Below are 12,724 nucleotides of genomic sequence, written 5' to 3'. Positions count from 1 at the left end.
AAAATGAGAAGTTGTCATTTCTTAATTAATGAAAATTGCGGTGTATGGACAAAAATTGGTGAAAAATCATATTCCATATTTAGATAAGTTCATTACCTATGTATTAAGTCATTCCATTGATTTACATATTGAACAATCTTTTTTTAATAGATTGTTATTATTTGATAAATTTAAATATATTAATTTTCCTGTTTTTTCTCATCATAAAGATCTTACTAAAGATTTTAATTTAATGTTTACTTTTGGAGGAGATGGAACAATATTATCTGCGATCTCTTTGATAAGAGATTCTGGAATTCCAATAGTAGGAATAAACACAGGAAAGTTAGGATTTCTTGCTACTTTTAATAAAGACGTTTTCATAAAAAATATAGATAAGATTTTTAATAAAAAACTCTTTTTAATGCAAAGAAGTTTATTATATTTAAAAACTTCTATTACAAAAATTCAAAATTTTTTCAATTTTGCTCTCAATGAAATTGTAATTCTTCGAAAAGAAACCGTTTCAATGATTACCATTGATGTATTTATTGATAATGAATTTTTAACTTCATATTGGGCAGATGGGTTAATTATATCGACTCCAACTGGTTCTACTGGATATTCATTAAGTTGTGGAGGACCGATTATTAGTCCTGATAACAAAAATTTCGTACTTACTCCAGTATCTCCACATAATTTGTTTTCAAGACCATTGGTCATCTCAGATCAACAAGAAATTCGTTTAAAAATCAATAGTAGAGTGGAATCTTATTCTTTATCTATGGATACTCGATTAACTTTTTTGAAAAAAGAAAACGAATTATATATTAAAAAAGCTCCTTTTTATATATCTATTTTTCAAGAGAAAAAAAATACATATTATCAAACGTTAAGAGAGAAACTTCTTTGGGGCATGGATCAAAGAAATTAGATAATCTATTATATATTTGTGTGTAATTCTTGTGTTTTATACTTTTTTGTACTTTTTTATACTTTTAAAAAAAATGGAAAAATTATTAAAAAAAATAGATTATAAGAACATTCCATCTCATGTCGCTATTATTATGGACGGAAATGGAAGATGGGCAGAAAAAAGAGGAAAACTAAGAGATTTTGGATATCAACAAGCGATGGTCTCCGTAAGAGATTCTTTAAATGCTTGTAAAGAATTAGGAATACCTTATATTACTTTATATGTTTTTTCTTCCGAAAATTGGAAACGTCCTAAAAAAGAAATCAACAAATTAATGAATTTATTTCACAGTCATTTACACAAATATTTGAAAGAAATTCATGAAAATAATATTAAAATTCTTACTATCGGTGATGTTAGTAAATTTTCTAAAGAAATACAAGAAAATCTTCATTTTTTTATTAAAAAAACTAAAAATAATACATCTGGAACATTGATTTTAGCCTTAAGCTATGGAGCCAGAGAAGAAATTTTAAGAGCAACGCAGAAAGTTGCTAAAAAAATATATAAAGGATTATTTACTTTAGGTGATATAAATCACTCTTTTTTTCAAAATCATTTATACACAAAAAATCTTCCTGATGTAGATCTGATCATTAGAACAAGTGGTGAACAAAGAATTAGTAATTTTTTATTATGGCAATCGGCTTATGCAGAATTATATTTTACTAATGTATTATGGCCTGATTTTCGTAAAAAAGATTTTTTTAAAGCTATTATTAATTATCAAAAAAGAAATCGTCGTTTTGGAAACGTAAAATAAAAAAATCTCATTGTTTTGGAAACAATTCATTTTTTTCTTAATAGAGGAAAAAGAATGAAGTTTTTTTTCCTCGTTTTCTTTCTCATATTACAAATACAAAAAAATCGCGTTTTTTCTTTTCAAGAAAACGTATTATCCAATCATTCGACAGATGAAAAACCAACACGTCTTATCCATGGAACAATAAGATCTATTCATCTAAAGGGACATAATACAAAATATGATCAACATTTTATATCAAAAATTTCTGGTCTTTATGTAGGAAAATTTGTAGATAATTTAAAAGTAGAAGATGTTATTCAACAAATAAACAACAGTGGAATATTCCAACATATTTCTTTATATACAAAACAAGAACAACATAATATTGATTTATTTTTTACCATTCAAGAGTTTAAACAAATAGATCAAATTTTAATAGAAGATGAATTTGGAAAAAAAATAGACCCTAATAAATTTTTAAGGATAAAAAATAGTTTTTGTAATGGAACCTCATTGTATGAGGATCAAATACAAATTATTGAAAATGAAATTCAAATCTATTATCAATCTCATGGATATGATCATGTAAAAATCTACCATTCTCTTGTAAATAGAGATCATAAAAATGTTTTACAAATTTTTGTAAAGAAAAAAACATTAATTTCTATCGATCAAATTATATTTGATGGAAATCAAGCAATAGATGATCTATCTTTAATCAAAGAGATAAATTTTCAAGATTCCATCAATTTTTTAATTCCTAATAAAAAAAATATTAATTTTTATATTAAAAAAAGTTTCCGTAAGGAAATAAAAAATATAAGAAAAAAATATGAACGTTTAGGATTTTTATCTGTTCAAATTTCTGTAGATTCTTTGTGTAAAAAAAAAAATGAGAAATATATCTTAAAAATCAAGATTAATGAAGGAAATCAGTACCATTTGGGAAATGTTCATATTCATGGAAATCAAAAATTTATTTTTCATGATTTAATGAACATGATAGGATATAAAAAAGGTTCCCAATATTTCAAAAACAAAATCATAGAAAATGTATTGAGTAATGATCATCCAAAAAGTATAGCTTATTCTTATCTTAAATTAGGTCATTTATTTGTTAATATATTTCCTACTGAAAAAAAAATTGATCAAGAAAAAATTATTCATTTAGATATTTTTATAAAAGAACATTTTCCCGTTGTTATTAAAAACGTAAAAATCATAGGAAATAAGATTACGAATAATAATCTTATTCAAAGAGAATTAAAAACTGTTTCAGGAGATCTTTTTTCTCCTGAAAAATTGAAAGAAACTTTATTAAATCTTAAAAACTTAGATATTTTATCAGATGTTTCTTTTCTTGTAATCCCTCATAACGATCAATCGATAGATCTATTATGGAAAATAAAGGAAAAAAATCCTAATGAAATTAAATTGCAAGGAGGATTTTTAGATTCTGATAAAAAACAATTTATTGGAAAGATAAAATTCAAATGCAATAATTTTTCTCTTAAAAATGCTATGCATTTGAAAAAATGGACTCCGATTCCTCGAGGAGATGGACAAAAATTTGTAATTTCTGGTCAGTTAGGAAAGAATTTTAAATCATACGGATTTTCTTTCATAGAACCTAGATGTTTTAATAAAAAAACGGATGCATTGTTATTTGATTTTGATTCTTCAGTCAGAAATATTAAACATGAAGAAAAATCATTTCTTGTTGATATAAATAGAATGTTTATTCCAAAAAAAATTATGAAATCTCATGAAGATTTTTTCTTAGAAAGAATGAGAAGTTCTATCATTTATAAAAAACTTTTATTAGGTAAAGATAATCAATTATCTATTGATATCCATGGAGATCAATCTGTATACAGAGGAAAAACATTGTCTCGTTTAAGAGAGATTAATGCTTCAATTTCACTAAAAAGAGATACTATAGGAGTAAAAAATCAAGTTTATCCATTACAGGGATCACAAGTAGAATTGAATGGAACCTTTTCTTTTCCATACTCTAAATGGTTTCAAAAAAATAATTCTGAAGAGGGAGAAAAATGGATGGAGTACTTTCAATATAATATGTCTGCATCTTTTTATAAAAAATTGATCAATAGGTTCATATTGAAATGGAAAGGAGATGTTGGGTATATTGACTCATATGATCATAAAAGAGAATCGTTATTACCATTTCAAAAATTTCATTTGGGAAGTTTAAAAAACAGATCAACAAATAATCATTCTATTTTTCTTCATGGATATTCAGTTGATAAAATGGATATGCAAAACAATTATAAAAAATCTTTTACAGAACATGATGAGGATGTTCAAAAAGAACATAAAAAATATTACTATGGAGGAAACATCTATAAAAAAATTCTTATTGAAGCAAGATATTTGATGAAAAATTTTTCTAATATTAGAATATGGACAAGATTCTTTGTAGAAGGAGCGAGTATTGAGGACTCTTATGATTCATTTAAGAAAAATCTATTTAATTTTAATAAAACTAAAAAATCTATTGGTTGTGGGATACGTGTATTTTTTGCTCCAGTAGGAGTAGTAGGATTTGATATTGGCTATCCCCTTGATCAAAGAAATCCAAAATGGAAAACTAATTTTTTAATTGATAGAAATTGATTTGATAGAAACATAAAAATATGGTATCTCCCGGAATCGAACCGGGGACACAAGGATTTTCAGTCCTTTGCTCTACCTACTGAGCTAAGATACCTTTTTAACAAAAATACAATAAATAAGATATTAAACTTTATAAAATAAATTCATATTTTATTTTTTATTTGAATTTCAATTGAAATTTACAAGGATAAATTTATCTTAAATAGAATCATAATATATAAAAATTATAAAACGATATGGTTCTTTATATTGGGATAGTTTTCACTACTATGCTTATTTCTGCTTTTTTTTCTGGAATGGAAATGGCTTTAATTTCTTCTAATCCTTTTCAAATAGAATTAGAAAAGAAAAAAGACTCATTACATTCAAAAATTCTTTCGAAAAGCATTAATAATACAAAAAAGTTTTTAACAGCGATGTTGATTGGAAATACTATTTCTTTAGTAGTATATAGTATATATATGGAAAAATTATTTTTTTATTTATTTCCAAAAGCATCTTTATATAATTCTTTATGGTTTTTTTTGTTGGAAACTGTTTTTTCAGCTACAATTATTTTAATAATTGGAGAATTTCTTCCTAAGGTAATATTTAGTATTTACGCTAATGAATTATTAAATACATGTATCATTCCTGCTTACATTGTAAGTATAATCCTTTTACCTTTGACCAATACTATTTTTTGGATTTCGAATATATTTTTAAATATTTTAGGAGAAAAAGAAAATAATCAAAAAAAAGTTTTTGATAAAGATGATTTAATTTATTTTTTATCAGAAAAAATGAAGTATAATATTAAAGAAAAAGGAGAGGTAGAATCACAGATTCAAATTTTTCATAAATCTTTAGATTTTTATGAAAAAAAGGTAAGGGAATGCATGGTTCCAAGAAAAGAAATCATCTCTTCTGAGATGAACTGTTCTTCCTCAAATGAAATAAGAAATCTTTTAACAAAAAGTGGATTATCCAAAATTGTTATATACAAGGATAATATAGACAATGTAATTGGATATATTCATTATTTAGAAATTTTAAAGAATCCTAGAAATATATTTCCTTCAATAAGACCTGTAGAATTAGTTTATGGGACCACACCGGTTAAAAAAGTAATGGATTTATTAATTAATAAAAAAAGAAGTATAGCTATTGTTTTAGATGAATATGGAGGAACAGCAGGATTGATAACTATTGAAGATATTTTAGAAGAATTTCTTGGGGATATTAAAGATGAACATGATGAAATTAATCTTTTAGATAAAAAAATTAATTCTTATGAATTTTTATTTTCTGCACGGTTGAACATTGAATTTATTAATAACAAATACAACATAAATATTCCAAAATCCGTAAAATATGAAACTTTAGGAGGATTTATCGTTTCTTATATAGAAAAAATTCCAAAAAACGGAGAAAAAATTATCATTAATAAAAAATTTCTTATTAAAATCAAAAAGGTATCAAAAAATAAAATAGAAGAAGTCTTCTTTAAAAAATTGTGTAAAACATGAGTTTTTTAGAAAAAATAAGAAAAAATACATGGATAATTTTCCTATTCATTATGATTCCCCTTTTATTTTTTATTATTGATCCCAATTTTTTATTAAAGTTTATAAACAAAAAAAATATTTTTACAATAGGACGTGTCAATGGAGAAAATATTGATGGAAGAGAATATTGGAATGATTTTCAATGTTTAAAAATATCGAAAACAAAACATTCAGATTTTTCATTAAGAGATGAGGCATGGAAATCAATAAATTTTGAAAAAATATGCGAACAAAAAGCAAAACAACTAGGAATCAAAATTTCGGAAGAAGATTTTTGGGAAGGAATACAAACATATTCTATATATAACTTAATATATGATTTTCTTGATACAAATGGAAATATAGATATGAAATATTTTAGATTATATTTAAATCATATCGAGAATACACCTATCTATAAAAGTCAACAAATTGAAAAAGAAAGAAATATATGGAATACCGAGAAAAATAGGATAACAAGAAAACTTCTTGCAAAGAAATATATCAAATTTTTAACGAATGGATTAAATAGTTCTTCTATGGAAGCAACATCTAATATTAGAAATAAAAATTTTTTTTCTGTTATAGATTATATTTTCATTCCATATAGAGAAATAGAAAAAAAATATCATATTGATGTGAGTAATAAGGAAATTATTAATCATATTAAAAAATATAATTTTTTATTCTATAAAAAAAGAGATATAAGAAACATTAATATTATAAATTTTCGACCTCATCCTTCTTTACAAGATGAAAAAAATATGAACAAAAAAATCAAAAAAATATTTAAAGCATTAAAAACTTCAAATAAAGATTTTTTTATAGTTTCGAAATACTCTGATAGACCCGTCGATCAACATTTTTATTTTAAACAACATCTTCCTATTTCATTACAATATTTTTTATATAAAAAGAAAAAAGTAGGAAATATGTTTGGTCCTGTAAAAGAGAATAATGTATATATCGTTGCTAAATTAACAGGTAAAAAAAAAATATTTCGATCAATATTATTGAGTCATATATTGATATCACATAGAAAATCTTTGAATTCTTTAAATGGAAGATCTAGAGAGGAAGCAAAACAAATAGTCCAAAAAATTTACAAAACTATCATTAAATATCCAGGAAAATTTAAATTTTTTGTGAAGAATAAATCAGATGATTCAATTAATGGACAAAAGAATCAAGGTAGAATAGGATGGATAAATTATGAAGAGAGAAATTCTATAGGAAATTTAGATTTTTTTAATAAAAAAAATAAAAAAGGAAAAATCATGCTGATGGAAACAACTCTTGGATATCATATTATTAGAATTGATGATCAAAAAACACCTGATATAGTTTATCAATTTGCTATCGTTATTCAAATTCTTCATCCTTCAAAGGATACAAAAAACCTACTTCATAAACAAGTAAAAAATTTTTTGGAAAAAAATAAAGAATTTAATTTAAATCGTATTATTAATAATTCAAGGACATTAAAAAAATATCCATGTGAAACTGTTCTATTTAAAGAATTAAATAATGATCGTGAAGAAATTGAAGGATTAAATAAAGAATTAAACAAGGATATTCTCCATTGGTCTTATAATAAAAACAGGAATGTAGGAGATAGAAAAATTTTTTTCGATTCTAAAAAAGATTGTATAACAATAGTATTGTTTTCAGGAAAAGAAAAAGTTTCAATAAAAAATATGAAGCATAAAATTGTTCCTTTTCTTATCGATCAAAAAATAAAACAAATTCTAAAAAAAGATTGTAATCATAAAAGTTTGGAAGATATTTCATCAAAATTTGATAAGAACATTCATCATCTTTGTAAGATAAATTTTTTCAATTCTATCATTGGTACGAATGTAGAACCAAAAGTTATAGGAATGATTTTTTCTTCAACATTATATCAAACTTCTTTACCAATTTTAGGAGAGAGGGGAGTTTATTTTGTCAGACCATTAAAACGTTTTAATAATGTTAAAAAACATGATTCTTTAAATGTTGAAATAGACCTTTTGAATAAAACATTCAAAGAAGAATTTTTAAAAAAAATACCATTTTTTCTATTAAAGAAATCAAAAATTGAAGATTATCGTTTAGAACAATAATCATTTTATTCATGACGTTTGATAGAAGAATAAAGAGATTTTTTTTTATTTTTCTCATTTTCATTAAAATATTTTTCTTTTTTTTTCATTTGATGAAAATTGTGATCTCTTATATTCATCATTTCCTCTGTTATTTTATTTTTTGCTTCTCTAAAATACCGTATACCTTCACCTAATCCACGAGCAATATGTGGGATTTTTTTAGGTCCAAAAATAATAATAGCAATGAAAATGATTAGAAAACTTTCTTCAAAACTAATAAATAAAAAATTTATGTTTTTTCTTAAAAATCCTTCAATAAGAATTTCCATATTATAATAATTTTTTATAGACAAAGAATACATACAAAAATAAGATTATTCATCAAATTTATTTTACGTTTCTATATCAAAAACTATTTTTAAATCATTATCATAAATGGTAAATTTTTTTACAAAAAATATCCAAGATATTATTAATCATCCGATGTTATCACTTTCTATTATAGGAAATCTTTTTTTGATAGAGAGTATTTTATCTATTGATAATGCGGCAATACTATCTTCTATAGTCATGAATTTGAAAAAAGATCATAGGAATAAAGCCTTGAAATATGGAATTGTTGGAGCTTATTTTTTCCGTGTAATATGTATTGTTTTTGCTTATAAAATTATGAAAATATGGTGGTTAAAATTATTTGGAGGATTGTATTTAATTTTTATTGGATTAGATGGTTTATTTTTTAAGAAAAAAAGAAATCTAAAGACAGAGAAAAAATCAACTTCTTTGTTAAGATCAATTTTATATATTGAATTTATAGATTTAGTTTTTTCTATTGATAATATCTTTGCTTCTTTAGCAGTCTCCGATAATTATTTATTGGTTTTATTAGGTGTTTTTATTGGAATTCTATCTATGAGACTTATTGCAAATTTATTTTTACAAATAATAAACAAATATCCGGAAATGAAAAAATCAATACATTATGTCATTGTGCTTCTTGGTTGTAAACTCATTTACTCAATTTTTATGAAAAAAACATGGATTGATCATCATAATCATGATAATAATATTTTTTTTACATTATTAACAATTTTATTATTTTTTATTCCTATTGTTATTTCACAAATAAAATATTTTTTTGACAAAAAAAATTAAATCAATATATTCATAGGATTCTCCAAAAACTCTTTAAAAGAATGGATATAATTACTTCCTAACACACCATCTATTATTCTATGATCACATGATAAAGTGATTTTCATGGTATTTCCAATTTCAATTTGAGAGTTTTTATTAATAATTGGACGTTTTATAATCGATCCGATAGATAGGATCGAAGAATTAGGAACGTTAATAATTGAAGTAAAAAAATCTATTCCATACATTCCAAGATTGGAAACTGTAAAGGTACTATCTTCCATTTCTTCCGAATGAATTTTTCTCGACTTTGAACGAACAATTTTATCTTTAATTTCTTGAGAAATTTGAGATATTGATTTTTTATCAACGTTATTTATTACTGGTACAATCAATCCTTCTTTGATAGATACAGCAAAACCAATGTTGATATTTCGATGAATTAATAATTCGTTTTCTTTCCAAGAAACATTCACTTTTGGATTTTTTTTTAATGCTAGTGCAGAAGCTTTGATAATAAGATCGTTAAATGAAATTTTTTCTTCATAAGAACGATTTTCATTTAAATTTATTCGTAAACTGATTAGTTTATCCACATTTATTTCACTAAATAAATAATAATGAGGAGCTGAAAACTTAGAAAAAGTTAGATGTTTTGCTATTTTCTTTCTCATAGAAGAATTTGGAATGGTATCATCAGTATTATTATGATCATTACTAGAATTGAGTGTTGGGATTTCTCCATGAGATGGAATATCTCTTTTCACTATTCTTCCCTTATCACCACTTCCATTTTTCACTGTTTCTATAGGAATTCCCATTTCTTTAATCATTTTTCTTGCAATAGGAGAAATAAATGTTCTTTTCTCCTCTTGATTGGAAAATGTACGAATCTTTTCCTCTTTTTTATCCTTTTCTTTTTTCTTTACATTTGTTTTTGATGGATTTTTTTTGGATAGGATATGAGTAATATCTTCTCCCTTTTCTCCGATGATAGCTAATATATCATTTACACGTGTTGTCTCCCCTTCTTTAACTCCGATGAAAAGAAGAGTTCCATTCATATCAATTTCAAAATCTTGAATAGCCTTATCAGTTTCTATTTCTGCCAATAGATCCCCTTCTGAAACAAAATCTCCTATTTTTTTATGCCATTTTATTACAGTTCCTTCTTCCATTGTATCACTCAACTGGGGCATTGATATTATTTCTGCCATTATTATAAATATTTTTATATTATATAGTTCTATCTAAGAAAGGATATTCTTTTTCAAAATAAACAACATCGTACATTTCATTTATAGAGGGAGGTCTGGATGTTTCTGCAAATTTTACGCAAGAATCTACCTTTATTTTAACTTGTTCTTCGATAAGACTTAAATGTTCTTCATTTGACCATTTATTTTCTAATATAAAATTTTTTAATTTCAAAATCGGATCTTTTTTTTTAAAAAAGTTTATTTCTTCTTTATTTCTATATGATTCGGAATCAGACATAGAATGCCCTCTATACCTATAAGTTCTTATTTCTAAAAAAGAAGAACCTTTTCCATTTCTTGCTCTCTCAATTGCTTGAGATGCAGCATTAGCTATTTTTTCAGGATCCATTCCATCAATTGGATAAGAAGGCATTCCATATGATAGACCGATTTTATAGATATCTTCTATATTTGTACTTCGTTTTACAGAAGTTCCCATAGCGTATTGATTGTTTTCACAAACAAAAACAACAGGAAGGTTCCACATCATAGACATATTGAAAGTTTCATGTAAAGACCCTTGTCGAACTGCCCCATCTCCCATAAGAGTGATAGTCACTGATTTTCTATTGAAATATTTATCTGCAAAAGCAATTCCCGCCCCTAATGGAATTTGACCTCCTACGATTCCATGTCCTCCATAAAAACGATGTTTTTTACTGAAAATGTGCATGGATCCTCCTATTCCATGAGATGTACCAGTTTTTTTCCCGAAAAGTTCTGCCATAATTTCTTTAGGATCTACTCCCATAGACATAGGTAATATATGACATCTATAAGCAGTAATCATATGGTCTTTAGATAAATCCATAGCATAAGTTAATCCTGCAGGAATCGCTTCTTGTCCATTATATAAATGTAAGAATCCTCTAATCTTTCTTTTTAAGTATAACGACCGACATTTATCTTCGAATTTCCTCCAAAAAGACATATCTTGAAACCATTTTAAATAGGTTTGTTCGTTGATCTTTTTCATAAAAAGAACTTTATGAAGTTACATATGCAAAGGTAATCATCTTTAAGATATAAATCGAAAAAGAAGAAGTTTTTTTAGATAAATGAAATAATACTTTCTAATGAAACTTTTCTTGATCCTTTAATAAGAACAAAATCGATATTTTTCATAGGATTTTTTTTAATCCATTCCAAAAACATGTTTTTATTGATAAATTTTTTAATTTTTTGATCTGTTTTTTTAGTTTTAAAAAAATCTTTTCCAATTAAAAAAGCATAATTTATATGACTTTTTTCAATAAAATCAACAATTTTTTCATGTTCTTGATTTGAGAAAGGTCCTAATTCCAACATATCTCCTAATACAACAGCTTTATTTCCTATAATTCCTTTTTTACTTTCAAAAAAGATCAATGATTTCATCATACTTGTTGGATTTGCATTATAGCAATCGATGATAATATTTTTTTTATTTTTTTTTATAAGCTGTAAACGATAGTTGTTGGGAATGTATTCTTCTACTGCTTTTTTAATATCAAATAATGGAACTTTAAAATATATTCCTAATGTGATTGAAGAAGCAATATTGCATAAGTTGTATTCCCCCATAACAGATGATATGATTTTCGTATTATTTACTGTTAATTCATTTTTCATCTTCTTTTCATTGTAAAAATATTTGAATAAAACATCTGGTTTTTTTATTTTCGATGAAAAAATAAATTTTCTTAAATTTTTAGAATTATTCATTTGAATTGGGTCATCACCATTAATAAATGCTAATTTATTATGTTCTCTTAGAAAATTATACAATTCTAATTTACTTTTGATGATTCCTTGAATATTATAAAATCCTTCCAAATGGGCTTTTCCAAAACTTGTGATGTATCCATAATCTGGATTTACAATAGAACACATCTTTTCTATTTCTTTTTCATGACTAGCTCCGATTTCTATTAATGATATTTGCGTTTTTTTAGGCATAGAAAGAATAGTTAAAGGAACTCCAATGTGATTATTCATATTATGAAAAGTAGAATGAACGTGTTCATATTTTTTTGATAATATTAATTTTGTTATTTCTTTGGTAGTCGTTTTTCCATTACTTCCTACAATAGCAATTGTAGGAATATGAGCATTTTTAATCCTATGATAATAGGCCAATTTATGTAAAAAGGATAATGCATTTTTTACGAAAATGATTTTTTCACTTTTAAAATTGTATTTATCATTATCCATAATTGCTAAAACGGCTCCATTGGATATGGCTTCTGATGCAAAACAATTTCCATCATATCTTTCCCCTTTTAAAGAAATAAATATTGATCCTTCTTTAACTTTTTTGCTATTTATTTCTACTCCAGAAGAAATCTTATATTTTTTATATACTTTTTCTAGTATTGTTAAATTCATAATTTAATTCT

General features: G+C 24.6%; 10 protein-coding genes and 1 tRNA gene. 6 read left to right on the top strand and 5 right to left on the bottom strand.

Going from position 1 to position 12,724, the window contains the following annotated elements; genetic code table 11:
* The first annotated feature begins 28 nt into the window (after positions 1-28).
* The 3 genes from H0H42_RS02430 (at position 29) to H0H42_RS02420 (ending at position 4,337) form a co-directional block, all read left to right on the top strand.
* Positions 29-913, top strand: a complete 885-nt coding sequence (locus H0H42_RS02430; RefSeq protein WP_185868459.1) for an NAD kinase — start codon at positions 29-31, stop codon at positions 911-913.
* Positions 914-986: 73 nt separating this feature from the next.
* Positions 987-1,718: an isoprenyl transferase gene (locus tag H0H42_RS02425; RefSeq protein ID WP_185868458.1), complete on the top strand. Its 732-nt coding sequence runs from the start codon at positions 987-989 to the stop codon at positions 1,716-1,718.
* A gap of 15 nt (positions 1,719-1,733) precedes the next feature.
* On the top strand, positions 1,734-4,337 hold the full coding sequence (locus H0H42_RS02420; protein WP_185868457.1) for a BamA/OMP85 family outer membrane protein: 2,604 nt from the start codon (positions 1,734-1,736) through the stop codon (positions 4,335-4,337).
* Between the two features lie 21 nt (positions 4,338-4,358).
* On the opposite strand, the gene H0H42_RS02415 is transcribed toward H0H42_RS02420, so the two are convergent.
* Positions 4,359-4,431 (bottom strand) — tRNA-Phe (locus H0H42_RS02415).
* A gap of 142 nt (positions 4,432-4,573) precedes the next feature.
* Here H0H42_RS02415 and H0H42_RS02410 point away from each other — a divergent pair.
* Together H0H42_RS02410 and H0H42_RS02405 are read left to right on the top strand one after the other, a co-directional pair.
* Positions 4,574-5,845: a hemolysin family protein gene (locus H0H42_RS02410; RefSeq protein WP_185868456.1), complete on the top strand. Its 1,272-nt coding sequence runs from the start codon at positions 4,574-4,576 to the stop codon at positions 5,843-5,845.
* Positions 5,842-7,968, top strand: a complete 2,127-nt coding sequence (locus H0H42_RS02405) for a SurA N-terminal domain-containing protein (RefSeq protein WP_185868455.1) — start codon at positions 5,842-5,844, stop codon at positions 7,966-7,968. Before H0H42_RS02410 ends, H0H42_RS02405 begins: the two co-directional genes overlap by 4 nt.
* Positions 7,969-7,973: 5 nt before the next feature.
* Here H0H42_RS02405 and H0H42_RS02400 read toward each other — a convergent pair whose 3' ends face one another.
* Positions 7,974-8,279: a Sec-independent protein translocase subunit TatA/TatB gene (locus H0H42_RS02400; RefSeq protein ID WP_185868454.1), complete on the bottom strand. Its 306-nt coding sequence runs from the start codon at positions 8,277-8,279 to the stop codon at positions 7,974-7,976.
* Positions 8,280-8,385: 106 nt separating this feature from the next.
* Here H0H42_RS02400 and H0H42_RS02395 point away from each other — a divergent pair, with 106 nt between their 5' ends.
* Positions 8,386-9,105 carry a TerC family protein gene (locus H0H42_RS02395; protein ID WP_185868453.1) on the top strand — a complete coding sequence of 240 codons (720 nt, stop codon included), beginning with the start codon at positions 8,386-8,388 and terminating at the stop codon, positions 9,103-9,105.
* On the opposite strand, the gene H0H42_RS02390 is transcribed toward H0H42_RS02395, so the two are convergent.
* The 3 genes from H0H42_RS02390 to H0H42_RS02380 form a co-directional block, all read right to left on the bottom strand.
* Complete coding sequence (locus tag H0H42_RS02390; RefSeq protein WP_185868452.1) at positions 9,102-10,304, bottom strand: dihydrolipoamide acetyltransferase family protein; 1,203 nt, start codon at positions 10,302-10,304, stop codon at positions 9,102-9,104. The genes H0H42_RS02395 and H0H42_RS02390 overlap by 4 nt on opposite strands.
* A 19-nt stretch (positions 10,305-10,323) precedes the next feature.
* A complete protein-coding gene (gene pdhA / locus H0H42_RS02385; protein WP_185868451.1) occupies positions 10,324-11,322 on the bottom strand; it encodes a pyruvate dehydrogenase (acetyl-transferring) E1 component subunit alpha in 999 nt (332 codons plus the stop codon).
* Positions 11,323-11,396: 74 nt separating this feature from the next.
* Positions 11,397-12,713 carry a UDP-N-acetylmuramoyl-tripeptide--D-alanyl-D-alanine ligase gene (locus H0H42_RS02380; RefSeq protein WP_185868450.1) on the bottom strand — a complete coding sequence of 439 codons (1,317 nt, stop codon included), beginning with the start codon at positions 12,711-12,713 and terminating at the stop codon, positions 11,397-11,399.
* Positions 12,714-12,724: the final 11 nt, after the last annotated feature.

Origin of the sequence: Blattabacterium cuenoti (assembly GCF_014252275.1) — a bacterium.
GTDB classification, from domain to species: domain Bacteria; phylum Bacteroidota; class Bacteroidia; order Flavobacteriales; family Blattabacteriaceae; genus Blattabacterium; species Blattabacterium cuenoti_O.
This window is presented reverse-complemented; position numbering and strand designations above follow the sequence as displayed.